At 66.7% G+C, this 26,454-nt stretch carries 21 protein-coding genes; 10 read left to right on the top strand and 11 right to left on the bottom strand.

Annotation, left to right across the window (positions count from 1 at the left end):
* Nucleotides 1–41 precede the first annotated feature (41 nt).
* The gene (locus F6B42_RS11370) at nt 42–1,382 is read right to left on the bottom strand and encodes an HNH endonuclease (RefSeq protein ID WP_223878464.1); all 1,341 of its coding nucleotides are present in this window, start codon (nt 1,380–1,382) and stop codon (nt 42–44) included.
* A 133-nt stretch (nt 1,383–1,515) separates the two neighbouring features.
* Between F6B42_RS11370 and F6B42_RS11365 the strand changes: the two genes are divergently transcribed.
* The 4 genes from F6B42_RS11365 to F6B42_RS11350 all read left to right on the top strand — a co-directional run bounded on the left by F6B42_RS11365 (nt 1,516) and on the right by F6B42_RS11350 (nt 6,771).
* Nucleotides 1,516–2,925 carry an O-antigen ligase family protein gene (locus F6B42_RS11365; protein WP_150419822.1) on the top strand — a complete coding sequence of 470 codons (1,410 nt, stop codon included), beginning with the start codon at nt 1,516–1,518 and terminating at the stop codon, nt 2,923–2,925.
* Between the two features lie 120 nt (nt 2,926–3,045).
* Nucleotides 3,046–4,452: an O-antigen ligase family protein gene (locus F6B42_RS11360; protein ID WP_191089346.1), complete on the top strand. Its 1,407-nt coding sequence runs from the start codon at nt 3,046–3,048 to the stop codon at nt 4,450–4,452.
* Complete coding sequence (locus tag F6B42_RS11355) at nt 4,449–5,792, top strand: O-antigen ligase family protein (protein WP_150419820.1); 1,344 nt, start codon at nt 4,449–4,451, stop codon at nt 5,790–5,792. Before F6B42_RS11360 ends, F6B42_RS11355 begins: the two co-directional genes overlap by 4 nt.
* 10 nt (nt 5,793–5,802) lie before the next feature.
* Nucleotides 5,803–6,771 (top strand): glycosyltransferase, encoded by a 969-nt coding sequence (locus F6B42_RS11350; protein ID WP_223878463.1) that lies wholly within the window; start codon nt 5,803–5,805, stop codon nt 6,769–6,771.
* On the opposite strand, the gene F6B42_RS11345 is transcribed toward F6B42_RS11350, so the two are convergent.
* From F6B42_RS11345 to glf, 4 genes are read right to left on the bottom strand one after another with little or no spacing between them, the layout of a single operon-like run.
* Nucleotides 6,756–7,496: an ABC transporter ATP-binding protein gene (locus tag F6B42_RS11345; RefSeq protein WP_150419819.1), complete on the bottom strand. Its 741-nt coding sequence runs from the start codon at nt 7,494–7,496 to the stop codon at nt 6,756–6,758. The two genes, F6B42_RS11350 and F6B42_RS11345, sit on opposite strands and share 16 nt — an antisense overlap.
* Nucleotides 7,496–8,287, bottom strand: coding sequence for an ABC transporter permease (locus F6B42_RS11340; protein ID WP_150419818.1), 792 nt, complete (start codon nt 8,285–8,287; stop codon nt 7,496–7,498). Before F6B42_RS11340 ends, F6B42_RS11345 begins: the two co-directional genes overlap by 1 nt.
* Before the next feature lie 24 nt (nt 8,288–8,311).
* Complete coding sequence (locus F6B42_RS11335) at nt 8,312–10,339, bottom strand: acyltransferase family protein (protein ID WP_191089345.1); 2,028 nt, start codon at nt 10,337–10,339, stop codon at nt 8,312–8,314.
* Entirely contained in the window at nt 10,336–11,472 is a 1,137-nt protein-coding gene (glf, locus tag F6B42_RS11330; protein WP_150419816.1) for a UDP-galactopyranose mutase, read from the bottom strand. The genes F6B42_RS11335 and glf overlap by 4 nt, the downstream gene beginning before the upstream one ends.
* 91 nt (nt 11,473–11,563) lie before the next feature.
* Here glf and F6B42_RS11325 point away from each other — a divergent pair, with 91 nt between their 5' ends.
* The 4 genes from F6B42_RS11325 to F6B42_RS11310 are packed head-to-tail and all read left to right on the top strand — an operon-like array spanning nt 11,564 to nt 15,855.
* Nucleotides 11,564–12,454 carry a glycosyltransferase gene (locus F6B42_RS11325; protein ID WP_150419815.1) on the top strand — a complete coding sequence of 297 codons (891 nt, stop codon included), beginning with the start codon at nt 11,564–11,566 and terminating at the stop codon, nt 12,452–12,454.
* Between the two features lie 32 nt (nt 12,455–12,486).
* Complete coding sequence (locus F6B42_RS11320) at nt 12,487–13,629, top strand: NAD-dependent epimerase/dehydratase family protein (protein ID WP_150419814.1); 1,143 nt, start codon at nt 12,487–12,489, stop codon at nt 13,627–13,629.
* Nucleotides 13,626–14,720 carry an acyltransferase family protein gene (locus tag F6B42_RS11315; RefSeq protein WP_191089344.1) on the top strand — a complete coding sequence of 365 codons (1,095 nt, stop codon included), beginning with the start codon at nt 13,626–13,628 and terminating at the stop codon, nt 14,718–14,720. Before F6B42_RS11320 ends, F6B42_RS11315 begins: the two co-directional genes overlap by 4 nt.
* A gap of 31 nt (nt 14,721–14,751) precedes the next feature.
* Nucleotides 14,752–15,855, top strand: coding sequence for a glycosyltransferase family 4 protein (locus F6B42_RS11310; protein WP_150419812.1), 1,104 nt, complete (start codon nt 14,752–14,754; stop codon nt 15,853–15,855).
* Nucleotides 15,856–15,868: 13 nt separating this feature from the next.
* On the opposite strand, the gene F6B42_RS11305 is transcribed toward F6B42_RS11310, so the two are convergent.
* The 3 genes from F6B42_RS11305 to F6B42_RS11295 all read right to left on the bottom strand — a co-directional run bounded on the left by F6B42_RS11305 (nt 15,869) and on the right by F6B42_RS11295 (nt 18,214).
* Nucleotides 15,869–16,813, bottom strand: a complete 945-nt coding sequence (locus F6B42_RS11305; protein ID WP_150419811.1) for a hypothetical protein — start codon at nt 16,811–16,813, stop codon at nt 15,869–15,871.
* A gap of 274 nt (nt 16,814–17,087) precedes the next feature.
* On the bottom strand, nt 17,088–17,477 hold the full coding sequence (locus F6B42_RS11300) for a DUF2304 domain-containing protein (RefSeq protein WP_114599133.1): 390 nt from the start codon (nt 17,475–17,477) through the stop codon (nt 17,088–17,090).
* Nucleotides 17,474–18,214 carry a glycosyltransferase family 2 protein gene (locus F6B42_RS11295; protein WP_150419810.1) on the bottom strand — a complete coding sequence of 247 codons (741 nt, stop codon included), beginning with the start codon at nt 18,212–18,214 and terminating at the stop codon, nt 17,474–17,476. The genes F6B42_RS11300 and F6B42_RS11295 overlap by 4 nt, the downstream gene beginning before the upstream one ends.
* Nucleotides 18,215–18,362: 148 nt before the next feature.
* Between F6B42_RS11295 and F6B42_RS11290 the strand changes: the two genes are divergently transcribed.
* Nucleotides 18,363–20,339 (top strand): DUF6541 family protein, encoded by a 1,977-nt coding sequence (locus F6B42_RS11290; protein WP_150419806.1) that lies wholly within the window; start codon nt 18,363–18,365, stop codon nt 20,337–20,339.
* A gap of 5 nt (nt 20,340–20,344) precedes the next feature.
* Here F6B42_RS11290 and F6B42_RS11285 read toward each other — a convergent pair whose 3' ends face one another.
* From F6B42_RS11285 to rfbA, 3 genes are read right to left on the bottom strand one after another with little or no spacing between them, the layout of a single operon-like run.
* Nucleotides 20,345–21,769: a sugar nucleotide-binding protein gene (locus tag F6B42_RS11285; RefSeq protein ID WP_150419792.1), complete on the bottom strand. Its 1,425-nt coding sequence runs from the start codon at nt 21,767–21,769 to the stop codon at nt 20,345–20,347.
* 3 nt (nt 21,770–21,772) lie between these two features.
* Nucleotides 21,773–22,771 (bottom strand): dTDP-glucose 4,6-dehydratase, encoded by a 999-nt coding sequence (rfbB, locus tag F6B42_RS11280; protein ID WP_150419791.1) that lies wholly within the window; start codon nt 22,769–22,771, stop codon nt 21,773–21,775.
* Nucleotides 22,771–23,640, bottom strand: a complete 870-nt coding sequence (rfbA, locus tag F6B42_RS11275) for a glucose-1-phosphate thymidylyltransferase RfbA (protein ID WP_150419790.1) — start codon at nt 23,638–23,640, stop codon at nt 22,771–22,773. The genes rfbB and rfbA overlap by 1 nt, the downstream gene beginning before the upstream one ends.
* Between rfbA and F6B42_RS11270 the strand changes: the two genes are divergently transcribed.
* Entirely contained in the window at nt 23,596–26,391 is a 2,796-nt protein-coding gene (locus tag F6B42_RS11270) for an LGFP repeat-containing protein (RefSeq protein WP_223878518.1), read from the top strand. The genes rfbA and F6B42_RS11270 overlap by 45 nt on opposite strands.
* Nucleotides 26,392–26,454 lie beyond the last annotated feature (63 nt).

The following is a 26,454-nucleotide window of genomic DNA, read 5'->3' as shown; positions in this document are numbered from 1 at the left end:
CTAGAGCGACGGTCGCCGAGGCGCGGGCCGGGTGAGCGGTGTCAGAACGGGGGTGGCGTGTCGGGTGGTGGTCGCTCGGCGATGAACTCCGGGGTGAAGCACACCGACGGGACCGGGAGGTCTTCCCGGTAGACCCGGCCTGTCGGGGAAGTCCACTGAATCACCCCGCCGCCGAGCTGGAGGACGAGCCAGTCGGTGAACTGCTTCATCGAATGATGCCTCTGGCACAGGTTGCACAGGTTCGACTCACACGTCGGACCGCCGAGGGCGTGATCGATCGAGTGATCCAGTTCGCACCGGATCGCGGGGAGGTGGCATCCCGGCCACCGGCAATGCCGATCCCGCGCCTGCAGCATCCTCCGCAATGCAGCCGGTGGCCGGTACTGATCGACACGCGTCACCGTCTTGGTGGTCGCATCCAGATACACGCGGTCCCAGAGGGTGGCATCCCCGGCGAGGGTCCGGGCGGTGTCCGCGTCGATCAGGCCCGCGCCGACGATCTCGGCCGCACGGTCGTCCTTCCCGGCGAGGGTGTCGGCCGTCACGACAAGCTGCACTCGAGCGCGGATCGCGCCGAGCGAGGTCTTCCCATCGACACCATGGGTGGGGTCCACCGCCGGCCCGCCGGTCAAGCCGAGGTCGCACAGCACGTCCGCCTTGACCTGCTGGCGGGTGCGGGTGTCCGGGTCGTGCTCCTCACCGGCCGCGCGGTCTTCCGCCGCCGCTTCCTTGGACGCGTCGATCGTCGACACCGCCATCTGGTTGAGCCGATCGTCGATCGCCACGAGCAGCGTCGTCGCACCCCGCAGGGTGAGCTCCGACATCCCGTCACCCAGGTCACGCAGGAACACGCCCCGGTCCGCGACAGCCGCTTTGTGGCGTTCCGCGAACGTGCGTGCGGTGAAATGCTGCGCCAACGACTCCAGAGCGCCATGTACCCGCGCCGGCACATCCCGCTCCGCCACCGCGATGGCGGCCTCCTGCCACTCCGCGTGGTTCTCCTCGGGGATGTTCCGGCCGAGCTTCACCACATCGTCGACATGTTTGGCCGTGAGCCGGCCGTCCTCCCACGCGGCGAGCACGAGCGGGTTCCCATCGACGATCTCCAGCGCACGGCCGATTTCGTTCTGCACCCGCCGATCGCCGCACCGCGCGATCGCCGCGAACTCAGCCGCCACCGCCCGCAGCTGCATATCCGTCTCACGGCCCAGCAGCCCGTTCCGCCGCGACATCGACAGAGCTTCACGGCCCAGGACAGCGAGCTTCCGCAACCGAGCGATCTCGACGGCATCCTGCGAACGAAGCAGCTCCACGGCGCCGTCGAGCTCGGCGCGGATGCGCGCCCACGACTGCTCGTCGCTGCTCGATCGGTTCGTCCCCATGTATGGCATTCTGGCATGCCGCATCGACACGAGTATAGAACGTATCTACGATTCATGGATAAGCCGCCGCAGGCGGCCCATGGGGAGGAATCCCCGCAAGCCCGGGCACGCGACGCGATACCCTGACTCAACTATGGCCGTGCACTCCCGTCATCCCGTCTCCGCGCCACCGGTCGCCCCGGTGCGCGAGACCACCGGGCATCTCCTCCTCCGCGGGTGGTGCGTGTTCGTCATCGCGGCGTCGATGGCGGGCACGAGCTGGCTCATGGCCTTCGGCGTCGTCGCCGCCGCTGCTGTCGTCGTCGTCACGGGCGTCGTCTCGACGATCCTCTGGGTCACGCTGCGGCCGCGCGTGCAGTGGCGGCATCTGCCGTGGTTCGCCCTCGCCTATGTCGCCTGGGCTGTGGCGTCGCTGCTGTGGACCGAGTGGCTCGGCGCCACCGAGCTCACTCTGCTCCTGCTGCTGTCGACGACGGTGCAGGCGATGTTCGTCGGCGCGGTCTTCACGTGGCGCGAGATCGAGCGCGCGCTGGCGTCCGCTCTGAAGTGGATGCTGGCGCTGTCGATCCTCTTCGAGGTCTGGGTCACGTTCGTCTGGCGCGGCGACATCCTCCCGGGGTTCGTCCGTCCTCCCGCCGGCTTCGACGAGCACCCGATCACCCTGTGGTCGCGCGACAACCTGCTCAACGGGGGCCGCCTGCAGGGGATCTTCGGCAACGCCAACCCGCTCGCCTACATCGCGCTCCTGGCGATCATCGTCTTCGTCATCCGCATCGCCGGCGGTGCGCCCCGGAAGTTCCTCCTCACTCTCTGGACGGCGCTCGCCGCCTTCCTGTTCTGGCGTGCGGCGTCCGCCACCGCCCTGCTGTGCGCGGTCGCGGTGGTCGTCGTCCTCATCACGATCCTCCTCATGCGCACCGCTCGTCGCCCCGGCGAGCGCACGCGGTTCTACGTGGCCTACGTCTTCGTGGCCGGCCTCGGCGGCGCCGTCCTGTGGCTCGGCAGGGACACGATCTTCGGGCTCCTCGGCCGCTCGGCCGACCTCACCGGACGCGAGCGCATCTGGCAGGCCGTCGGCGAGCGCATCGCCGAGCGACCGTTCCTCGGCTGGGGCTATTCGACCCCGTGGGTTCCGAGCGAGCCGGCCTTCGACGGGTGGATCATCGATCACGGGGTGAGCGTCATGCAGGCGCACAACATGTGGCTCGACGTCGCCCTCCAGCTCGGATTCGTCGGCGTCGTGCTGATCAGCCTCGCGCTGCTGGCCTTCATCTGGCGATCGTGGTTCTTCGCGGTCGATCGGCCGCGGTGGGACCTCGTCGCCGATCGCCCCTACACGACGCTGACGCTCCTGCCCTCGTTGGTCGCCACGATCCTGCTGGTGCAGGGCATCGCCGAGTCGGCTCCGCTGCTGAACTGGGGGTGGTTCCTCATCGTGCTGCTCGCGTTCAAGATCAAGCAGGCTCCGCTGGTGGGCCGTGGACCGTCCGAGCAGCGCCTCGCGATGGAGCAGGGCGACCGCCTGGCCGACCCCGTCCGCTGACCATCGCGCGGGCCGCGATCACGCGGCATCCTCCCGCTCGGTATGGGTTCGCAACGATGCCGTTGCACATCGTCCGGGTCCCCGGGAACGCGATCGACGCCGCGCTACCCTGAGGGGATCATGGCCCCCGACTCGCATCCGCCCGCCGCGGTGACAACGTCGGTGCCCATCTCCCCCATGGAGTCGCGGTTCGTCCGCGCGTGGTGCGTCGCGGTCATCGCCTCGTCGATGGCCGGCACCGCCTGGCTCATGGCTTTCGGCGTCGTCGGCTCGGCGATCGTCGCCGGCGTGACGACCCTGGTCTCGGCCGCCATCTGGATCATCCGGCGTCCGCATCGCGCCTGGCGCCGGCTTCCCTGGTTCGCCCTCGCCTACGTCGGTTGGGCGGTCGCCTCGCTGACCTGGACCGCGTGGCCGGGCGCCACCGCCCTCACGCTCGCGCTGCTGCTGGCGACCACGGCGCAGGCGCTCTTCGTCGCGTCGATGCTCACGGGACGTCAGATCATCCACGCGATCGCGGCGGCGGTGAAGTGGATGCTGGCGCTCTCGATCGCGTTCGAGCTGTGGGTCTCGCTCGTGTGGCGCGGGCCGATCCTGCCGCACTTCGTCCGTCCCGGACCCGACTTCGCCGGGGATCCGATCCAGTTCTGGTCGCGCGACAAGCTCTTCACCGACGACCGCATCCAGGGCATCTTCGGCAACGCGAACTCCCTCGCGTACATCGCGCTGCTCGGGCTCGTCGTGTTCGGCCTGCAGCTCGTGACCCGAGATGCGGCGCGGTGGCCGCTCGTGGCGTGGCTCGGCGTCTCGGCGTTCTGCTTCTGGCGCGGGTCGTCGGCGACCGCGACGATGTGCGCGCTCGCGATCGTCATCGTGATCGCGGTCGTCCTGCTGATGCGGCGCGCTCCGGATGCCGCGACCCGGCGTGTTCTTTACGTCGTCTTCGTCTCATTCGGCGTCGCCCTCGTGACGACGCTGTGGGTCTTCCAGGACGAGCTCTTCGACGTGCTCGGCCGTTCCTCCGACCTCAGCGGACGGAAGGAGATCTGGGCGACGGTGCTCGAGCGATTCGCCCAGAGCCCGTTGTACGGCTGGGGGTACTCCGTTCCCTGGGTGCCGACCGACCCGTCGTTCGACGGGTGGATCGTCGATCGCGGCGTGAGCGTCATGCAGGCGCACAGCACGTGGTTCGACGTCGCCATGCAGCTCGGCCTGGTCGGCGTGGTGTTCTTCGCCGTCGCCCTCGGGGCCTTCACGTGGCGCGCGTGGTTCCTCGCGCTCGGACGTGTGCCCGAGCCGGGCGAACCGCGCGCGCCCCGCTCCCGCCTGCTGCTCATCCCGGCCCTCGTGGCGACGATCCTGGCGGTTCAGAGCCTGACGGAGTCGTCCCCGCTGCTGAATTGGGGCTGGTTCCTCCTCGTCATGCTCGCCTTCGCGATCAAGCAGGCTCCGGCCCGACTGCGCGGAACGCCGGTGCGACGCCGCTCGACCCTCGCGGCCGCGTGGCCGCTGGAGGGCACCCGGTGAGCCCGCCCGAGCTCTCCCGCTCGTGGTTCGTCCGCACGCTCGACTCGGCCGCGTTCGCGCAGGCGTTCGCGCAGACCGCCCTCGCCGCCGTGTTCGCGGAGCATCTCGTGGAGCGCACCGCGGGGAGGGTGACCTACAACGCGGTCATCGCCGGTCTCTGCATCCTGGGCGCTGCGATGCTCGTGGTGCGGCGCCGGGAGCTCTCGCTCGTGCGGGTCGCGCCGACCACGCTCGTGCTGTTCCTCGGATGGGCGCTGGCGAGCGTGGCCTGGACCACCGACGAGGGCGGCACGATCGCCGGTTGGCTGTCGGCGGGGAGCATCGCATTCCTCGCCGTCGTCATCGGGAACACCCGCGACACCCTGCAGACGGTGCGTGCTCTCGCGGACGTGTTCCGCGTGCTGCTCATCACCTCGCTCGTCCTCGAGCTCCTCTCGGGCGTCTTCTTCGACATGCCGTTCGCGTTCCTGGGCATCGAGGGCGACATCGCTTCTCTCGGGCCGATCCAGGGGGCTTTCGGCACGCGCAACGCGCTCGGCTTCATCGCGGTGCTGGCGCTCATCACGTTCTACATCGAGTGGCGGACGGTGTCGGTGCGTCCCGGCCTGTCGCTCTTCTCGGCTGCCCTGGCCGCGCTCCTCGCAGCACTGTCGGACTCGCCCACCGTTCTCGTCCTGGCCGTGGCGACGGCCGCCGCGACCGCGGTGCTGACGCTCGTGCGCCGGGTGCGCCGGTCGGCACGGGCGACGGTGCAGCTGGCGCTCGGGAGCGTGGTGCTGGTCGGCGCCTTCCTGGGATATCTGCTGCGCGAACGCATCATCCGGTGGATCGGTGCGGGCACCGACTTCTCCATCCGGTCAGAGCTCTGGTCGCAGACCGCCGCGTACATCCGGTTCGAACCGGTGCAGGGGTGGGGCTGGTTCGGCGCCTGGTCGCGGGGCGACTTCCCGTTCATCGCGATCAACCGGGCGCTGAACGACCGCCACGGGTCGGCGCTCAACGCCTACGTCGACGTGGTGCTCCAACTCGGCTGGGTGGGCCTGCTGCTGTTCATCGCGTTCGCCGGACTCGCGCTCGGGCGTGCGTGGCTCGTGGCCACCGAACGGCGCTCGATCCTCTACGCGTGGACGCCGCTCATCCTCGTGACACTGCTGGTGGATTCGCTATTCGAGAGCTTCACCCTGCACGGATACGGGTGGCTCATGCTCGTGCTGTGCGCGCTGCGCGCCGGGCAATCCCGCTCGTGGCGCGAGCGCATCCCCGATTCGCCCCGCCTGCCGCCGGTCGAGCGCGGTGGAGCTGGGGATCCGCCGACGGGGACGCACCGCATCGCACGGTAGGATCGGGCCGGTGAGCGCGCAGGTTTTCGATTCGTCGACAGCGACGATCGCCGTCGTCACCTTCAACCGATCGGGGCTCCTCTCGCGCCTCCTCGAGAGCGTCGTGGTGATGGATCCGAAGCCCGGACATCTGGTCATCATCGACAACGCGTCGACTGACGACACCACCGAGGTGGTCGAATCCTTCCGCGAGCGGCTCGGGACCGAGCTGGTGTACCGCCGGCTCGAGACGAACACGGGCGGCTCCGGCGGGTTCAGCGAGGGTGTGCGCACGGCGTACGAGCTCGGATCCGAGTGGATCTGGCTGATGGACGACGACGTCGAGGTGCTGCCCGACGGCCTCGCACGGATGGGTCACTGGGCGCCGCGGTTCCGCAGCATCCAGGGTCGTCGCTACGACTTCGACGGCAGCGAGTTCTACTGGCAGTACCGCATCGCCGAGCGCATGGGCATCCCCATCCCCTTCGCCCCGGCTGGGTTCGGCGCGTCGGGCTACAAAGAGATGAACTCGGGCTGCTTCGAGGGCATGTTCATCAACCGCGAGATCGTCGCGCGCATCGGCCTGCCCGACCCGCGCTTCTTCATCTACTGGGACGACCAGATGTACGGCTGGCTCGCCTCGCGCATCACGACGTCGGTCATCGTCGACGAGTTCGTGCTGCGGCGCACGCGCGAGATCCGCCAGTGGGACATGGGCATCCGCCACATGAACGCCTCGAGCGACGCCTACCGGTACTACATCATGCGCAACCGCGCCCACATCAAGAACTACTACCGCACGAACGGCGTCTACAACCCGGTGCTCTTCGGTCTGGGAACGACGCTGACATTCGGCAAGGAGCTCATCCGGCTGCTCTTCGTCGAGCGCACCGTGCGCGGCACCTCGAACCTCTTCCGCGGCCTCCGCGACGGCGCCCGGATCGCCCGCGACCGCTCGTGGCGCCCGATGCAGCCGCTGACCGATCAGCCGGCGTTGTAGTCGGCGTTGTAGCGATCGAGCACGTCGGCGATCGATGCGTCAAGCACGAGGCCGCCCTTGTCGAGGTAGAGACCGCGCGTGCAGAAGCGGCGGAGGTCCTTCTCGTTGTGACTCACGAAGAAGAGCGTCCGCCCCTCGGCGAGGAGCTCGTCGATGCGCTTGTAGCACTTCGCACGGAACGCGCGATCGCCGACGGCGAGCACCTCGTCGACGAGCAGGATCGGCTCGTCGAGCTGAGACACCACGGAGAACGCCAACCGGACCTTCATGCCGTTGGACAGGTGCTTGTACGGGGTGTCGACGAAGTCGCCGATCTCGGCGAAGTCGATGATGTCGTCGAACCGGCGATTGACCTCGGCCTTAGACATGCCGTGCAGGCCCGCCGTGAGGCGCACGTTCTCGCGGACCGTGAGGTCGCCCACGAAACCGCCCGTGATCTCGATGAGCGGCGCGACGCCGCCGTGCACGTCGACGCTGCCCTCATCCGACAGCAGAACGCCGGCGACGAGCTTGAGGAGCGTCGACTTTCCCTGGCCGTTGCGCCCGACGACTCCGATTGATTCGCCGGGCTCGACGGTGAACGACACGTTGCGGAGCGCCCAGAACTCGCCGGGGCGGCTGCGCCGGGACGCGCCGCCGAACAGGTCCTTGAGGTTTCGCCGTCCCCGTCGGTTGCGGCGGAAGCGGACGCCGAGGTCTCGTACCTCGATCGCGAGTTCCGGCATCACAGCTCCTTCAGCACGGGGCGCTCGAGGCGCTTGAAGACGAGCAGCCCGAGCGCGAGGACGAGAAAGCTCGTCGCGGCCCCCACGATGACGGACAGCGTGTCCCACTGGTCTGGGAAGAAGCCGACCCGGTAGAGCGTGAAGATACCGGCGAGCGGGTTGAACGCGCCGAGCTCCTTGAAGATCCCGGGCAGGTCGGCGACGCCGTAGATGATCGGCGAGGCGTAGAAGAGCGCCCGCAGAACGAGTCTGGTGGTGCGCTCAAGGTCGCCCCAAAGCACGCAGAGGGGCGCGACGATGAGTCCGAGCCCGAGGAGCAGGATGATCTGCAGCATCACCGCGACCGGGAAGAGGAGCAGCGCCCAGTTCACCGTCGCACCGCCGAAGATCGCGAACAGCGCGAGCACGGGAAGCGAGAAAAGGAACTCGATGCCCTTGCTCAGGACGATGCGCCCGACCCAGATCGACCGCGGGATCGATGTCGAGCGCACGAGCCGCGCATCTTTGTTGAACGCGCGGGTGAAGTCGGTGACGGCGGAGTTGAACCACACCCAGGGCAGGAGGGCCGTGATGAGGAAGACGATGTAGGGCGTCTCGCCGACGCCGCGCTGGAACACCTGGGTGAAGACGAACCAATAGATGCCGCTCATCACGAGCGGATCGAGGACCGACCAGAGGTATCCCAGCGCACTGGTCGAGTACCGCACCCGCAGGTCGCGCGCCGATAGCAGCCACAACGAGTGGAGGTAGCGCCGCGGCGATCCGGGGGCGCCGACGACGGCGGGACTCACGGGTTCGATCCTATGGCCCGAGTGTCACCCGAGCGGGATGCCGGGCATCTCGCGGAAGGCGGCCAGCGCCGCGGGCGCCATCGAGCGAGCGTACGTCGCCGTCAGATGGTTGTCGTCGATGTAGACCGCCACGTTTCCGATGACAGGGAGGCAGAGCTCTTCGGGGCAGAGATAGGGCGTGAGGTCGAGGAGATACACATCCTCCGCCTCGGAGAGCTCCGCGGCCGGATTCTGAGCGGCCAGAGCATCCGCGACGGGTGTCGCGCACTCGTGCGGATCCGCGGCGTCCTCGAAACACCGGTAGACATCGAAGTCAAAGCGCGGATTGTCGCGCACGAGCAGCACACGAGACCCCGACGCGACGATGGCGTCAACGGGCCGCTCCAGCCCGAGAGGCAAACGTTCCTCGTTTGAAGAGACGGCGGCCTTCGACCCCATCAGCATCACGACATCGGCCGGCTGCGCCTCGGCGTATTCGAGCGCCTCGTCACGCCACTGCCGACAATCCGCGTCCGCATCCTCGTCCGGCGCGAAGGCGCAGCCGCCTTTCAGCACCGCGATGACATTCCAATCGGCCTCACGAGCGATGGGCAGCACTGTGCCGAGCCACTGTTGTGCATGGGAGTCACCGATAACGATCAGCGTCCGCGCGTCATCCGAGTCGCCAGCCTGCACGCAGGACTCGGCAGCAAGGTGCCCCCTCGGACGATGACCGCTGTCACACGGCCCGTCCAATGAGACCCAATCGGCTCCGACCTGCGTACTTGTCGGCAGAATGCGGGCATCGTCGGCGGCATGACTGCCCAGCCAGGGCATCAACACGGCGGCCCCGGGATTCGTTGAGCGGTCGCCCGCAGCAGCCCGCACGTTCTCGCCGACCTGCCAGCTCCCCAGCGGCACCGCGACGAGCAAGACAGCTGCCGCACAGATCGCGAGATTGCGGCGAAGCCCACCCATCAAGCGCCCCGCCGGACGCTCGACCAACCGCGTCAGAAGCACGGCGGCCCCGAGGGAAAGGGCGATGACGATAACTCCGCCGGCGAACCCGACGGATGTGGAGTCGGTCAGAGTCATGTAGGCGACGAGGATCGGCCAGTGCACGAGATAGAGCGCGTAGGCGATCCCGCCGATCCATGCCAGCGGACGCGATGAGAGAAACCGTGTCGATGACGACGGCGAGGTTGCCTGCCCAGCGACCATCACCGCGAGGGCGGCCAACGTCGGCCAAAGCGCAGCAAAGCCCGGAAAACCCGCGCCCACGTCGAGAACCACCCCACATGCGAGCAGGGCGACGATTCCCGTCCAGCCGAGGACAGTTGACCAGAATCGCGAGACCCGGATAGCGGGGAAAACAAGCGCGGCGAGGGAACCGAGCGCGAACTCCCACAAGCGTGCAGGTGTACTGAAGTACGCGACCTGCTGATCGGCAGCTGTCAAGTACACGGAGTATGCCAACGACACGACGAAAAGGGTCCCGAACCCAGCCACAAGAACCGCACGGGGCGACCGATTGATCGCACGAGCGACGATGACCGCGCCGAGGATCAGAATGGGCCAGAGGACGAAGACCTGCCCCTGGACCGAGAGGGACCAGAAGTGCTGCAGCGGGCTAGGAAACGTCTCCGTCCGCGCGTAGTAGTCGACCGCGTTCGCGGTCAGCTGTCGGTTCTGCACATAGAACAAGGACGCCCATGCCTGGCCCCAAACATCACGCCATTGCGATCCGGGTAAGGCGATCATAGTGAACGCCAGCACGCTGGCGATCGTGAGGCCAGCCGCGGGGAGTAGCCGCGCGAACCGACGGGCCCAGACGACGGGGAGGTCCGCTGGCCGTAGGCCCGCAGATCTCCGAACGAACGAGGCCGTCAGGAAGTAGGCCGACACCATGAGGAAGACGTCGACGCCACCCGACACTCGACCGAGCCAGACGTGATAGACGACGACGAGCAGGATCGCGAAAGCTCTCAGCCCGTCGATGTCGTCGCGACGCACCGTCGGCGCCGCGGCAGCCCGCCGCCGACGCGTCAGCACTTTTCCCGCGGCGTCGGTCACGCCAGCTGGTTGTTCCACATCGACAGCGCCGACCCGATCGCCATGTGCATGTCGAGGTACTGGTAGGTGCCGAGGCGCCCGCCGAAGTGGACGTCCTGCTCGCCCTTGGCGAGGTCGCGGTACGCGAGGAGGCCCGACCGGTCGTCTGCGGTGTTCACCGGGTAGTACGGCTCATCCTCGCGCGTCGCGAAGCGCGAGTACTCGCGGACGATGACGGTCTTGTCGGTCGGGTAGCGGTCTGCGCGCTCGGGGTGGAAGTGCTTGAACTCGTGGATGCGCGTGTACGGCGCGTCGGCGTCGGCGTAGTTCATGACGCTGGTGCCCTGGAAGTCGGGGATGTCGAGGACGTCCTGCTCGAAGTCGAGCGTCCGCCACGCGAGCTCGCCGGCGGTGTAGTCGAAGTAGCGGTCGACGGGGCCGGTGTAGACGATGGGCACCTGGCCGACGGTCGCCTTCTTGTTCAGCGGCTGCGACTCGTCGAAGAAGTCGGTATTCAGCTTCACGTCGATGTTCGGGTGGTCGGCCATGCGCTCGAGCCACGCGGTGTAGCCGTCGACGGGGAGCCCCTCCCACGTGTCGTTGAAGTAGCGGTTGTCGTAGGTGTATCGGACCGGCAGGCGCGAGATGATCTCGGCCGGCAGCTCCTTCGGATCGGTCTGCCACTGCTTCGCCGTGTAGTCGCGGATGAACGCCTCGTACAGTGGTCGACCGATGAGACCGATCGCGCGCTCTTCGAGGTTCTGCGCGGTCTTCGGGTCGAACTCCCCCGCCAGCTCCTGGATCAGATCGCGCGCCTCGCCCGGCGTGTAGGCGGCTTGGAAGAACTGGTTGATGGTGCCGAGGTTGATCGGCAGCGGGTACACGACACCCTTGTGGGTTGTGTAGACGCGGTGGACGTAGCTCGTGAATTGCGTGAAGCGGTTGACGTACTCCCAGACCGTCGCGTTCGAGGTGTGGAACAGGTGCGCGCCGTACTTGTGAACCTCGATACCGGTAGTCGGCTCGTTCTCGGTGTACGCGTTGCCACCGATGTGGTGGCGCCGGTCGATGACCGTCACCTTGCGACCGGATGCCGCGGCACGCTCGGCGATGGTGAGTCCGAAGAAGCCGGAGCCGACGATGAGGAGATCCATGAGGCGCTTTCGTGGAGGCGGGCAGATGATGGCAGAGGATCCAGCCGGAGATCGAGTCTATCGCCGCTCAATTCCGTAATCTGGACGAGTCATGACTCTTGAGATCTTCGTCCCCTTCTGGGGCGACCCCGCGCTCCTGTACGAAACCGTCGACTCGGTCCGCGCCCAGCAGAACCCGCATTGGCGCCTGACCATCATCGATGATTGCTACCCGGACCGGGCTGTCGCGCAGTACTTCGAGCGCGAGACCGACGAGCGAATCACCTACGTCCGAAACGACGTGAACCTCGGTATCACCGAGAACTATCGCGAAGCCATCCGCCGAGCGAGCGGGCCGTTCGTGACGCTCCTCGGATGTGACGATCTGCTCCACCCGAATTATGTGGACGTGATCGAACGCATGATCGCCGCCTCACCCCAGGCCGATGTCCTGCAGCCCGGAGTCGACGTCATTGATGAGCACGGGAAGCTGGTCCGTCCCCTGGTCGATCGTGTGAAGCAGGGGTGTCTCGCGCCCCGGACAAAGTCGGATGTCGTGGTGCTCAGCTCCGAGAGCATGGCGACCAGTCTCATCCGCGGCGATTGGCTCTACTGGCCTTCGCTCACGTTCCGCACCGAGAGCTTGAAGCGGATCGATTTCCGTGACGGCCTGCCGATCATTCAGGATCTCGCACTTCTGATGGACATCGCGTTCGCAGGTGGGTCACTCGCGTTCACCCCGGAGAAGGCCTTCTCCTACCGGCGCCACGGCGGCTCCGCGTCCCAAAAGACGCTGCTCGACGGGCGCCGTTTCCGGGATGAGCGGACCTACTACCGCGCGGCCGCGGAACTCGCGCAGGAGAGACGCTGGCGACGGACCGCGCGGACCGCACGGATACGCCTGTTCTCGCGTCTGCACGCGGTCGCAGAGCTCCCGGGCGTTCTCCGTCATGGCACGAGGCAGGGGCTAGGATCAACGCTGGCCCATATCTTCTCTGTGTGATCTGGGCTCCGTTCTGAGACCTGGGAGTCACGATGACCGAACACGTCCTCATCACCGGCGGCGCCGGGTTCATCGGTAGTCGACTCGCGCGGCGTCTTTCGTCAGAAGGACATCGCGTCACCGTGCTGGATTCGCTCATCGCGCAGGTCCACGGCGACGACCCGGGCACGACCTCTCCGCTCCTGCGATCGCTGGACGGTATCGCGACCGTCATCCAAGGCTCGGTCACGTCCTCTGATGCCCTCGCCCGCGCGCTCTCGGATGTGACCGCGGTGGTCCACCTCGCCGCCGAGACCGGCACGGGTCAGTCGATGTATGAAATCGATCGCTACGTCGAGGTCAACACCGGAGGCACCGCCAAACTGCTCGATCTCCTCGCCAACACGGAGCATTCTGTTCGCCGGATCGTGATCGCCTCCTCCCGTTCCATCTACGGCGAAGGCGCTTACCGCACCTCTGACGGGCGCGTCGTGTACCCACCCCACCGGGCCGACGCCGCGATGGCTGCAGGCGACTTCGACGTCCACGTCGAAGGCGAAGGCGAAGGTCGACTCGAGCTGATCCCGACCGACGAGTCGGCGAAGCTACATCCTTCCAGCGTCTACGGGATCACAAAGCAGATGCAGGAGGCCCTCATCATGACAGTGGCTCCGACCATCGGCATCGAACCGGTCGCTCTTCGCTATCAGAATGTGTACGGGCCGGGCCAATCGCTCAAGAACCCGTACACGGGTATCTTGTCGATCTTCTCGACGCTGATCCGCCAAGGCAAAGAGATCAACATCTTCGAGGACGGACTCGAGTCCCGAGACTTCGTCTACATCGACGACGTCGTCGAAGCGACCTACCTGGCGACGACGTCGCCTGCCGCCGCCGGTGGCGTCTTCAATGTGGGGTCCGGCGTGGCCACGACCGTCCTCGACGTCGTCGAAGCGCTGACCGAGGCATATGGCCGCGACATCCCGACCCGCGTCTCCGGCAACTACCGTCTCGGCGACATCCGCCACAACGTGGCCGACACGACGCGACTTCGCGAGGTTCTCGGGTTCACGCCGTCGGTGCCGTTCGCCGAAGGCGTGAAGCGGTTCGCGGAGTGGGTGCTGACCGAGCCGGTGGAAGGCGACAACTATCAGAAGTCGCTCGACGAGATGGCCGCGAAGAACCTGCTGAAGTGACCGCTTCGCGCTGGCGCCCGTACCCGTACCGTGACAACAGCCTGAATCTGTTCCGGCTCGTGCTGGCGGCGCTCGTCCTCGTCGCACACTCGTACTACATCTACGGCGCCGGAGAGGGACCGCATCTTCATGGCGAAAATCTGGGTGGCTGGGCGGTCGCGGGCTTCTTCGTCCTGAGCGGGTTCCTCATCACCCGCAGCAGGATCAGAACGGAAGCCGGTCCCTACCTCCTGCATCGGATCGCGCGGATCTTCCCGGCGTTCATCGTCTGCCTCCTCGTGATCGCCTTCATCTGCGGCCCTATCGCGATGCTGCTGGAGCGCGGTTCCCTCAGCGGATACTTCAGCACACCGACGACTCCGTTCCAGTACGTCTGGAGCAATGTAACGCTCTACATCGACAGCTACACGATCGGGTCCACTCTCGATTCCGTTCCGTACGCGGGAGTGTGGAACGGCTCTCTGTGGACGCTGTTCTACGAATTCGCCTGCTACATCATCGTGTGGGTGCTCGGCGGCCTCGCGCTCTTCCGGCGCAACGCCATCCTCGTCGGCGGCGTCTTCATCCTGAGCCTGGCCGCATGGATTCTCCTCCCCGCCCTCGAGCGGTTTGGGCTCGATCAGAGTTTCGGTCTGCTGGCCAAGCTGGCGCCCTTCTTCTTCGGCGGAGCGTTGGTGTACTTCCTCATCGACCGGCAGGGCCTCAACACCACTCTGGCCCTCGTCGGCCTCGCTGCGTCGACGCTGCTGATCGCGTTCGTCCCTCGGTGGGGGGGCCAGGCTGCGGCGCCGTTCCTCGCCTACGGCCTGCTGTGGCTGTCGGCCGTCGTCCCCCAGCCCCGATGGATCGCCCGCAACGACGTCAGCTACGGCTTCTACATCTATGCCTGGCCGGTACAACAGCTCGTCATCCTGAGCGGTGGTGCGGCCTTGGGGCTCCCTCTGTACATGATCGCGGCAGGGGCGTTCACTCTCCTGCTGGCGTGGGCGAGCTGGGTCGCAGTCGAGCGGCCGGCGATGCTTCGTGTTCGTCCGCGCGGAGGGCACCTACGGCCGCCGGAGACACTCGTCGGACCCTCGCGAGCGGCGTGACTGACTCCCGATCTTGCTAGCCTGAGTGATCGTGCCCCGCGTCTTCGTCGATCTGTTGTCCTACACCGGAACCAAGGGTGGCATGGAGACCTACACCCGCGAGCTGTATCGCGCTGTGGGTTCGCTCGCGCCGGACTGGGAATTCCTCGGCTACGTCAGTCGGGAAGGCGCGAAGCTCGATCTCTCATGGTTCCCGGGCCGGATCATCCCCTCTGGCATCAGCGGGGAGAACCGTTTCCACTGGGCATGGGGCGAACTCACCCAGGTATCTCGCGCTGCCCGTGCCGAGCGCGCTGACCTGATTCACTCTCCCGCGACGCTCGGCCCACGACGGTCGTCGATGCCCGCCGTGGTCACCATGCACGACATGCTCTACTGGAGCCACCCTCAGTACATGTCGACTCCGCTGTACACCCGCCCGGTCCGCTGGATGGAGAAGGCTGCCGCGTCCAACGCGGCTCGTGTCGTGACGATCAGCCCGGACTCGGCCGCGGAGATCCAGAAATACCTCGGGGTGTCCGGAGATCGTCTCGACATCATCCCGCTCGCCGGCGGCGACGCGCCCCACGTCGACCGTTCGCGGAGCACGACTGAGGCGCCCATGATCCTCGCCATGGGCAACCGGCGTCCGCACAAGAACTGGAAAGCACTCGTCCACGCGATCGCGTTGATCGCGCCGGAGAAGCGACCTCACCTCGTCATCACCGGGGGGCGCGGCGACGACCCGCTCCGCCCCGTCGTGGACAGCCTCGGTGTATCGGCCCACGTGACACTCGACGGGTGGGTGTCCGATGACCGGGTACTCGATCTCTACGAACGAGCAACAGCGTTGGCCATCCCGTCATACGCGGAAGGGTTCTCGCTGCCGGCACTGGAATCCATGGCCGCGGGTATCCCCACTCTCCTCAGCGATATCGGGGTCCATCGTTTCGTCGCCGGCGATGCCGCCGCCTACTTCGCCCCCGACGACCATGCAGGTCTGGCGCGCCTGATCGAGAGCGTCGTCGAGGACGCGGATCTGCGCGATCGCCTCGTCAGGGCGGGGCGCGCACGGGCTGCCGAGTTCACCTGGGAGCGCACCGCGCGGGAGACGCTTGGGAGCTTCCGCAAGGCGCTCACGCCGAGTGCGCGATAGGCGCATCGGTCGGTCAGCTGCGCGGACGCCTGAGGATGGCGGCCAGGTGTACGCCGACACCGAGAACCGGTGCGGCGCAAATGACGGCGACCGTCGCCCATACCTCGGCGGGGACGAGGAACAGGCCTATCACGAGCGCGATTGACGACAACGCCCACCCTGCGACATACGCCCGGTGGCGACCCGCCGCGAGTACCGCAGGTCCGGTCAGGCACAAAAGAGCAGTCATCCCGGCGCTCGCGATGATCAGACCGAAAAGCGCCGCACTCAGTGCGTAGTCGGGACCGTAAACGAGATCGATGACCCACGGGCCGACGAATGATCCCGCGAGCGCGAGCACGATGGTCACGCCCACCAGGCCCGCGCCCCATACAAGGGTGCGGCGGAGAGCGAGGCTCGGGTGGTCGCGGAACGTCACGACCAGGTAGCTCTGCAGCGCGAGCAGCGGGATGACCAGCGGCGCCCGCGTCAGCGTGAGAATCAAAATGAGCGCGGCGAGCTGCATCTGAGGCAGTCCACGGGATGCGACACCGAGGAGAAGCGGAAGCCCGCTGATCATCATTCCCGTGCCCAATGCCGCGCCGACCGTGCTCACGCTGTTGCGAAGCAGCTGCGAGACGTCGACATCGAAGTCGACGTCTCGCATTGCTCGCCGGCCGCTCACGATCCACAGCAGCATCACCGATCCGAGGAAAGGCAGCGCCGTGGCCCATGCATAAGCCGGACCCGAGAGGCCCAGGAGCATCACCACCACGATCAACACCACACGCAACAGCGCGTCGGTGACGGTCATGCCCGCAGCAGAAACCCATCGCCGAGCGCCGTAATAGACGCCGCTCAGCACCGCGACCAGCGTGTACGCGGCCGTCGCCACCAGGATGGGAGGCAGCACCGCCGCGAAATCCTCACCGAGCGCCGCAGGCCCCCAGAGGAATGCGCTGCCGAAGACGACGACCACGGCCACTACCGATGCCGCCCCAACGAAACGGGCGACGGTTCCGGCGCTACGTCCGCTTCCGGGGACGGCGGCCGGGAACGCCGAGCGGGTGATCTCCTGTTGGACGCCCGCCATACCCCCGACGATCAAGTAGATCGCCGACCATGTCACGGTGAAGGTGAGGTACTCATCGGGAGCGAAAGCGGGAACAGCGGCCTGGATGATGTAGCCCGCGGCTCCGGCGATGACTGTGGCTCCGAGGACGAGAGCCAGGCCGCTCCTCGCCGGGCCGGACTCAGCCGACGCCATCGGCGTCTTCGACTCCGCTCGCCTTCCCGGAGCTGATCGCCCGTTCGATGCGCTCGACCTGGGCTCGGAGGATGGCGACCTCCTCGGCGGCACGCCGGATCTCGTCTTCGGCCTGCGAAAGCTCCCACGACAGGTGCAGCGAGACTCCCAGGAGCAAAACGATCGCCATCGAGAAGAGCAGGTTGGCGGGAACCTGAACGCCGAAGATACCCGTCAATGTCTCCAGCAGCTGCGGGAAGATGCCGAGGACGAGCACCGCGAGCGCGATGACCAACCATAGCGCCGCATACTTCTCGCGGAGTCGTCGCGTCAGCAGCATCCACGTGACGACCACCAGAATCACGACGGCCAGGGTTATTCCGAGCAGAACGATCATGCAGGCCCTCCAGCATCTGCGTTGGTCATGCCCGGTCGGCGCATGATCGCGAGCTGAAGCGCGAAGACGGAACGAAGCAGGTAGACCGCAGAACCGATCGGCCCCTGACTGGGCTTGCCATGACGGCGGGGACGCATCGCCACCGGAACCTGCGTGACAGTGAGGCCGGCATGGCAGGCGGCCACGAGCGAGTCCAGCGTGTCACCCAGATATTCGGCCGGGTAGTAGCGCACGTACTGCCGGATCGCACGTTCACCGGCGGCCCGGAAGCCGCTGGTGACATCCGTCAGTCGGGTCTTGGCCACACGGGACAGTACCGAGGCGAGCACACGCATCGCCCACTTGCGCGGACCCTTCACCTCGTAGTCGCCGACGTCGCTGAACCGGGCGCCGATGGAGATGTCCGCGATGGTCAAGCCACCAAGGACCTTCTCGATGTCGGCGGGATTGTGCTGACCGTCGGCATCCACCTGGATGGCGCGCCGATACCCCTCGCGCAGGGCGTAGGTGAACCCGGTGCGCATCGCTCCGCCTACGCCGAGGTTGAATGGCAGGCTGAGCACGATTGCGCCCGCCGCCCGAGCAGCGTCGGAAGTGCCATCGGTGGACCCGTCGTCGATCACCGCGACGTGATACTTCGGATCGGCAGCGACGATCTCTTTGACGGTGTCACCGACGTTGCCCTCTTCGTTCCACGCCGGCACGATAACGAGCACGGAGTCAGGATCAACCGTCATAGTTCCGTTAGTCTACCGAAACGGTCCCCGCCGTCCGCCACGCAGCGCTTCCCGCCGACCCCGCATCAGGGTGACAGCTGGTTCGAGGCGTCTTCTTTGCGGACGTTGCTACTGTCGGAGGGCTTCCCTCTGATAGAAAGCGAGTTCCATGGCGCCGTGGGTTGATGCGATCGCCCCGTTCCTCATCGCGGTTTCCGTCGTCATCGGCCCGGGCTTGCTCGTCGTCTCTGCCGCCGGCGCCCGCGGGTGGATCCGCTGGTCCCTGTCCGCGCCGGTGACCTTCTCGATCGCCGGCTTGGGCGCGGTGCTTCTCGGCCTTCTGCGCCTCCCGTTCGACCCGATCTCATTCGCTGCCGGGCTGGTGGCGCTGGCCGGGATGGTCTGGTTCGTGCGACGCCTGATCACGCGTCGCTTCGCTTCCGGGGCGCCTACGGGGGAACACGCGCGAATTCGACGGGAACACGACCTCGCCCCGTGGGCTGTTCCTGCCGCCGTGGTCGTCGGGCTGAGCCTCGCCGCGGCGCTCATCTCATCTCGATTGATGCGCGGGATCGGATCCCCAACTGCTATCGCGCAACTGTTCGATAACGTCTTCCATCTCAACGCCATCGGCCTAATCCACACGACCGGCAACGGTTCGTCGCTTTCGCTTGGCAATTTGACCGAGGCCTCGCGGGGGTTCTACCCCGCCGCTTTCCACGATGTGGTGGCTCTCGTGATGGGCCTCGGCGTCTCGGACGTCAGCATTGCGCTCAACGCAGTGTCGGTCGTCATGGCAGCCGTCGTCTGGCCGGTGTCGCTCTCCTTCCTCGCAACGCGGATCTTCGGCAATCGCGCGGACATCATCGTGTTGTCCGGTATCTGCGCCAGCCTGTTCGCAGCGTTCCCCTACCGTCTCTTCTCATTCGGGGTCCTCTACCCCTTCATGTCGGGCCTGACGATGCTCCCCGTGCTCGTTGCGCTCGTGATGGAGTTCTTCCGGGCTGGACGGTCGTCGTTCCGCCGACAGGTTCCCGTCACCGTCGCCGTTGGTGCCGCCGCACCGGGAATCGCTCTGACCCACCCGAGCGTCGTCGTGGCTGCCCTACTGTTGGCGCTCGTGTTCGCGGTTCCCCCGTTGCTGCGGCTACTGCGAGAACGGTCGAGCGTTCTCGCCAGGAGCCAGGCGGCCATAGCCCTGGCGTACATCGTCGGCACGGTAGCAGTGTTCCTGATCGTCCGGCCGCCGCTGAGTACCGCACCTTGGGATCCGATCCAGGACCCGCGGGCGGCGGTGGGGTCGATCGCACTCATGTCGCCCGGGACCGGACTGATCGGATGGGTACTCATTCCGCTCGCCGCTTCGGGTCTCATCCGCGCGATACGGCACGCTCGGCGGTACGCGGCCGTTCTCGCCATGACCACGACCGGCTCGATTCTGTACTTCGCTTCGGCTGCGATGTGGCATCCATTCCTGCGCGATCTACTCGCCGGGGTCTGGTATCGCGACACCGAACGCGTCTCTGCACTGTTCGCGGTCGCATGCCTCCCCCTCGTCATACTCGGGGCGGCGACGATCACCCGGGCGATGGCTGCAGGGCTGCGACGCGTCATCCCCTCGTCGTCGGCGTGGCTTCGGACCATCATCGCCGTCGTACTGGTCGGCGGACTGATCGTCGTGGTGGGCCAGCGCGGCGCCCTGACACAGGCTGAGTCGTGGCTCGGGCAGTCATTCGGGCAGGCGGGGGTGGAGCCGTTGCTGTCCGAGGATGAGCGCGCGCTTCTCGAGGAGCTCCCCGACATCGTCCCGGCCAACGAAGTGGTGCTGGGAGATGCCAGCACCGGCGCATCATTGACCCCGGCGTTCTCGGGCCGGGAAGCGTTGACACCCCATATCTTCGGCGAAAGGTCGAAGGACGAGAAGATGCTATTGAGCCGGTGGGACCGGGTCGGTGTGGATCCCTCGGTCTGCGAAGTCGTTCGAGAACTCGACGCCTACTGGGCTCTCGACTTTGGGACAGAGGGGGTTCTCGGCCAGGATCGGCCGGAGATCTACGGACTCGACAGTCTCGCCGACGCGCCCGGCGTCGAAGAGGTGGCCCGGGTCGGCGACGCCGCCCTGTACGAGGCGGTCGCCTGCCGGTGACCCGGTCAAATTCCGTCGGTGAGGTACCCTTCAAGACTCGCACGTGCATCGCGAGGAACGTACCCGGTACCCTCGAGGCGCTCTAGCCTGAGCACGCTGCGGCGGGGACGAGGTGCGCTCGGGCTTTCGGCTGCCGCGAAGTAGACGTCGGTCGACACCGGGGACACCCGGCTCCGATCGTGCCCGGTCAGTTCGAAGACGTCGGCTGCGACATCCACCCACGCAGACTCGTCACCTGCACCCGACAAGTTGTAGATACCGAAGGCTGCGCGCGTCTCGATGAGGTGCCGGATACCGCGGGCGATGTCGTCGGTGAATGTCAGTCGACCGAACTGGTCGTCGACGACCTTCGGATCGATGCCGCGCTCAGCGAGTGAAGCCATCGTGCGAACGAAGTTGTTGCCGTCACCGATCACCCAGCTGGTGCGCACGATGTAGTGACGCGGCACGACGGACACGACGGCATCCCCCGCGGCCTTCGTCTGTCCGTACACCCCCAGCGGCGAAACGGGGTCGCTTTCGGTGTACGCGCCGTCATTCGTCCCGTCGAACACGTAGTCGCTCGAGACATGGACCAGTGTGATGCCGCTCGCCGTCGCGATGCGCGCCAGTGCGGCGACCGCGGTGACGTTGGCCGCCCAGGCGTCGACGCGCCCCTCGGGAGTTTCGGCGAGGTCGACCTTGGTGTACGCGGCCGCGTTGATGATCGCGCTGTATTCGCGCCACCGACGTGCGGAGGCCAGATCCGGCGAGGTCAGGTCGAGCTCGTCCCGGCCCGCGTACTCCATCCAGGGATGATCGCCGAACTCGACGCGGAGCGCGCGGCCGAGTTGCCCATTCGCCCCCGTCACCAGGATTCGCTTCGGCGGCATCGGGACCACCTCGGAGAGGCGCGGGTGGTTCTTGTCCTTCTCGCTGATCTCGACCTGGTCGAGCGGAATCGGCCACTCGATAGCGCTCGTCTCGTCGGCGAGGTTCACGAACGTATAGGTCGCGTCGGGCGACCAGTGGTCGTTCACGAGGTACGTGTAGGCGGTGTCGGGCTCGAGCGTCTGATACGAGTTGCCGACGCCGCGCGGGACGAAGATCGCCCGCGAGGGGTCGAGTTCAGTCGTGTAGACGGCGCCGAACGTCGGCCCTTCGCGCAGGTCGACCCAGGCGCCGAAGATGCGCCCGGTGGCGACCGAGACGTACTTGTCCCAGGGCTCGGCATGGATGCCGCGGGTCGTGCCGACCGCGTCGTTGAACGAGATGTTGTTCTGCACGGGACCGAAGTCGGGCAGGTCGATGCCCGCTGCGGTCATCTTCTCGCGCTGCCAGTTCTCCTTGAACCAGCCGCGTGAGTCGCCGTGCACCGGGAGATCGAGGACGACGAGCCCCGGGATGGGGGTCTCGGTGACCGTGAGCGCCTTCCCGAACTCAATAGCCACGGGTCACTGTCCCTTCGAGGCGTAGAAGGCTTCGACGCCGTCCTTCGCTGGCGTCCACCAGGCCTCGTTGTCGCGGTACCAGTCGATGGTGGCTTTCAGGCCCGCTTCGAAGTCCTGGTAGCGGGGGGTCCAGCCGAGCTCGGTGCGGAGTTTGGTGGAGTCGATGGCGTAGCGCATGTCGTGGCCGGGGCGGTCGGTGACGTGGTCGTATGCGTCGGCGGGCTGGCCGGTGATGCTGAGGATGAGCTCGACGACGGTCTTGTTGTCCTTCTCGCCGTCGGCGCCGATGAGGTAGGTCTCGCCGATGACACCCTTGTCGAGGATCGTCAGGACCGCAGAGGAGTGGTCGTCGGCGTGGATCCAGTCGCGGACGTTCTCGCCCTTGCCGTAGAGCTTGGGTCGGATGCCGCGCAGGACATTGGTGATCTGGCGGGGGATGAACTTCTCGACGTGCTGGTAGGGCCCGTAGTTGTTGGAGCAGTTGCTGATCGTCGCCTTGACTCCGAACGACCGCACCCACGCGCGCACGAGCAGGTCGGAACCGGCCTTCGTGCTGCTGTAGGGCGAGGACGGGTTGTAGGGGGTGTTCTCGGTGAACCGTGCCGGGTCATCGAGCTCGAGGTCGCCGTACACCTCGTCCGTGGAGATGTGGTGAAACCGCCTGTCGTGCTTGCGCGCGGCCTCGAGCAGCGTGTACGTCCCGACGATGTTCGTGTCCAGGAACGGTCGCGGGTCGTGGAGCGAGTTGTCATTGTGCGACTCGGCCGCGTAGTGCACGACGGCGTCGACCTGGCCGAACAGGTCGTCCACCAGCGTGGCGTCGGCGATGTCACCCTCGACCAGACGCACCCGGTCTTCGGGGAGCCCGGCGAGGGAAGCGGCGTTGCCCGCGTAGGTGAGCTTGTCGAGCACGATCACCGAGTGGTCGGTGTTCCCGATGACGTGGTGAACGAAATTCGAACCGATGAACCCGGCACCGCCGGTCACAAGAAGCGTTCCCATCAGCGTCCCCTCTCCAAAATTTCCAACAGGTACGTCCCGTACCCGGACTTCACCAGCTTCACCGCCCGCTCACGCAGCTCATCATCGGTGAGGAACCCCTGCCGCCACGCGACCTCCTCGGGAACCCCGATCCGCAGACCGGTGCGTCGTTCCATCGTGCGGACGTAGTCGGCGGCGTCGGTCATCTGGTCGAAGGTGCCGGTGTCCAGCCAGGCGGTGCCCCGGGGGAGGACCTCGACCTGCAGCTTGCCCCGCTCCAGATACGCACTGTTGATGTCGGTGATCTCGTACTCGCCCCGCGGGGACGGCTCGAGGTTGCGGGCGATGTCGATGACGTCGTTGTCGTAGAAGTACAGACCTGGCACGGCGTAGTTGCTTTTCGGCTCGGCGGGCTTCTCCTCCAGCGACACCGCACGGCCATCGCCGTCGAACTCCACCACGCCATACGCGGACGGCTCGCCCACCCAGTACGCGAAAACCGCGCCACCGTCGACGTCGGCGTAGCGCTTGAGCTGCGAACCGAGGCCCGGACCATAGAGCAGGTTGTCGCCGAGGACGAGAGCCACCTTGTCGTCGCCGATGAAGTCGGCGCCGATCGTGAACGCCTGAGCAAGACCATCCGGAGACGGCTGCTGCGCGAACGTCAACGAGATACCGAACTGGGAGCCGTCGCCGAGGAGCCGCTCGAAGAACGGTGCGTCGTGCGGGGTCGTGATGATCAGGATGTCGCGGATGCCGGCGAGCATCAACGTCGACAACGGGTAGTAGACCATCGGCTTGTCGTAGACCGGGATGAGCTGCTTCGAAACGCCCAACGTGATCGGATGCAGCCGCGTACCCGAGCCGCCAGCGAGAATGATGCCCTTCACGCGTCAATCGTGCCACAGTACGCCCATCGGATCAGGGAAGAGGCGCGTCCGTCCGGGGTTTCTGCCGACTTCCTGCACAATGAGTGCGTGAACCTGCGACCGCGCTTGACGTCTTTCATCGCCCTGATCGGGGGGATCGCCATTGCGCTCACCGCCATCGCCGGACCTGCATACGCGGGCGGTTCCATACGCCCAGCAGCGGATCTCTCTCAGTTCACCCCCGGCAATATCATTGCTGATCAGGTCTTCTTCAACCCGGGAACCATGACTGAAGGGGCAGTCGACTCCCTCCTGCGCGAGAAGGGACCGAACTGCGAGCGGGGTTACACCTGCCTGAAGGACTTCCGCCAGACCACGAACACGAAGCAGTCGGACTCGTACTGCTCGGGCTACGCGGGTGCGTCGAATGAGTCGGCTGCCCGCATCATCGTCAAAGTGGCGCAGTCGTGCGGCATCAACCCGCAGGTCCTCATCACGACGTTGCAGAAGGAGCAAGGACTCGTCACCCACCCCGCGCCCAGCGAATCGCGCTATACCATCGCGATGGGACAGGGCTGCCCGGATACGGCGGCCTGCGACACCCGGTACTACGGCTTCCAGAATCAGGTCTACGGAGCCGCGCGTCAGTTCAAGATCTACGCCGAGGGCCGCTACTTCACCTGGTATGCACCGGGCCGTACGTGGAACATCCTCTACAACCCCGACCGAGCATGTGGCAGTTCTCCAGTGTATGTGTCGAACACCGCCACCGCCGCCCTCTACTACTACACGCCCTATCAGCCGAACGCGGCCGCTCTCCGTGCAGGCTACGGCGAGGGCGACGGCTGCTCGAGCTACGGGAACCGCAACTTCTACCAGTACTTCACCGACTGGTTCGGCTCGACGGTGTACAAGGTCGACGGCGCGATCGCGGATCATTGGCGGGCCAACGGCGGCGCCGGCGGGTGGATCGGTGAGCCCACGGCGTCGGCACGCGAATGGAACATCGGCGGCAGCCGCGGCACGTCGCAGCGGTTCGAGGGCGCCGACCTCTACGCTCCCCCGGGCCTGTCGGTTCGCTCTACGATCGGCGGAACGCGCGATGAGTATCGTCTCGTCGGCGAGGTCGCGAGCGGATTGCGGTGGCCCACCGGTCCGGTCTCCGCTGTGCGCGGCGGTTGGTATCAGGACTTCCAAGGTGGACGTATCTACGTTCGTCCGAGCGATGGAGCGGGCTTCGCCGTGGCAGAGCCGATCAACGCGGTCTACGAGGGCGCGGGCAACATCGACGGGATGCTGGGATGGCCGGCCTCGCGCGCCTACCGTTTCTCGGACGGAGCGCGCCAGGACTTCGCGGGCGGATCGATCTTCCAGGGCCCCACCACCACGATGGCGTTGAACGCGGCCATGACGAACGCGTTCATGAGCGCCGGGGGGCCGGATCTGCTCGGCTGGCCGACGCGCATCGAGACGATCGCCGGCCGCACCGTCATCCACTCCACGCGAGGCATGGTCGTTCTGGGCGGGGCCAGTCCTATCGCCGTCCGCGGGGCGATACGCGACGCTTTCCTCGCCGCGGGCGGCCTTTCCGGCAGCCTGGGCTTCCCCTCGGCGAACGAGCGTTCGGAGGGCGAGGGCGCCCTGCAGGTCTTCGCGGGCGGGACGCTTTACAACTCACAGGCGGGCAGCTTCGTCGTGGCGAAGCTGTCAGATGCGCTACAGCGCGCGGGGGGCGTCGCAGCGCTCGGCTTCCCCACCGGCGGTGAGGCCGGATCAGGATCGTCCCTCTCTCAGGATTTCCGAAACGGGACCCTGACGTCGGGACAGCGAGGCAGCTTCCTGGTGCGCGGGGCGATCGGGAACGAATACCGCGCTATGGGGAATGCCGCGTCATATCTCGGTGCTGCGGTCGGAGACGAACGAGCGATCGGCGACGGCGTCGTCCAACAGTTCGAGGGCGGCAGCATCTACTGCAGTCCGAGCGCGACCGTCGCGGTCCCCAACGCGATTGCACCCCACTACGAAGCGGCCGGCGGCTACTCCGGACGGCTCGGTCGCCCTCTCGCGCGCGCCGAGCTCACGGACTCCGGATGGACGCAGCGTTTCCAGGGCGGTGAAATCTCCGCCGCCCGCAGCGGAAACGACGGCGGCGTCATCGTCGGCGCGACGCTGAACACTTACCGGATCGCCGGGGGCATCGCGGTTCTTGGTGTCGCCCGCGGCGGCGAGGTCGAGTCGGCGGCCGGGTGGTCGCAGTCGTTCCAGCGTGGCATCGTGTTCGTCCCGCGCGCCGGCGCCGCATCCGCAGTCGCCAATCAGGAATTCTCGGCGTACAACGGCGTCGATGGGGCGAAGACGCTCGGATTCGCCGTGGCGCCGGCGGCTATGAGCGACGGCGTCGTTCAGCAGCCGTTCCAGCTCGGCCGAACCTACCGCGTCGGTTCGTCCGCAGTCGCGACACGAGGATACATTCACACGTACTACCAGCAGCTCGGCGGTGTCCGCAGCGCGCTCGGTGCTCCGCGAAGCAACGAGTATGCCACCGCGGGCGGGCACCGCCAGGACTTCTCCAGCGGCAGCATCCTCGTCTCCGGCACAGGCGCGTTCGTAATTCGCGGTGCTCTGGGTGCCGAGTACATGCGGCGAGGCGGAGAATCCGGGGCGCTCGGCTGGCCACTCGGGAACGAGACCGCGTCTCCCGGCCGGTGGCAGCAGCGGTTCCAGAACGGCACACTCGTGCTCTTCTCCGACGGAACCTACCGCGTCGAGTAGGGCTACCCCTGCAGCGGTTCACAGCGCTGCTAACGCGAGAGGCCCGGCGGGAAATCACCTGCC

The sequence above is a fragment of the Microbacterium radiodurans genome, from assembly GCF_008710705.1.
Classification (GTDB): domain Bacteria; phylum Actinomycetota; class Actinomycetes; order Actinomycetales; family Microbacteriaceae; genus Microbacterium; species Microbacterium radiodurans.
The sequence above is the reverse complement of the archived record's forward strand: the minus strand, read 5'-3'. Positions and strand labels throughout refer to the sequence as shown.

What these genes read in the sequence shown, in the direction of transcription:
- F6B42_RS11320 (WP_150419814.1), top strand. Translation starts at nt 12,487, where the DNA reads ATGACCGAACACGTCCTCATCACCGGCGGCGCCGGGTTCATCGGTAGT.
- F6B42_RS11365 (WP_150419822.1), top strand. Translation starts at nt 1,516, where the DNA reads ATGGCCGTGCACTCCCGTCATCCCGTCTCCGCGCCACCGGTCGCCCCG.
- glf (WP_150419816.1), bottom strand. Translation starts at nt 11,472, where the DNA reads ATGGATCTCCTCATCGTCGGCTCCGGCTTCTTCGGACTCACCATCGCC.
- F6B42_RS11345 (WP_150419819.1), bottom strand. Translation starts at nt 7,496, where the DNA reads ATGCCGGAACTCGCGATCGAGGTACGAGACCTCGGCGTCCGCTTCCGC.
- F6B42_RS11360 (WP_191089346.1), top strand. Translation starts at nt 3,046, where the DNA reads ATGGCCCCCGACTCGCATCCGCCCGCCGCGGTGACAACGTCGGTGCCC.
- F6B42_RS11300 (WP_114599133.1), bottom strand. Translation starts at nt 17,477, where the DNA reads ATGATCGTTCTGCTCGGAATAACCCTGGCCGTCGTGATTCTGGTGGTC.
- rfbB (WP_150419791.1), bottom strand. Translation starts at nt 22,771, where the DNA reads ATGGGAACGCTTCTTGTGACCGGCGGTGCCGGGTTCATCGGTTCGAAT.
- F6B42_RS11270 (WP_223878518.1), top strand. Translation starts at nt 23,596, where the DNA reads ATGCAGCCGCGTACCCGAGCCGCCAGCGAGAATGATGCCCTTCACGCG.
- F6B42_RS11370 (WP_223878464.1), bottom strand. Translation starts at nt 1,382, where the DNA reads ATGGGGACGAACCGATCGAGCAGCGACGAGCAGTCGTGGGCGCGCATC.
- F6B42_RS11295 (WP_150419810.1), bottom strand. Translation starts at nt 18,214, where the DNA reads ATGACGGTTGATCCTGACTCCGTGCTCGTTATCGTGCCGGCGTGGAAC.
- F6B42_RS11290 (WP_150419806.1), top strand. Translation starts at nt 18,363, where the DNA reads ATGGCGCCGTGGGTTGATGCGATCGCCCCGTTCCTCATCGCGGTTTCC.
- F6B42_RS11325 (WP_150419815.1), top strand. Translation starts at nt 11,564, where the DNA reads ATGACTCTTGAGATCTTCGTCCCCTTCTGGGGCGACCCCGCGCTCCTG.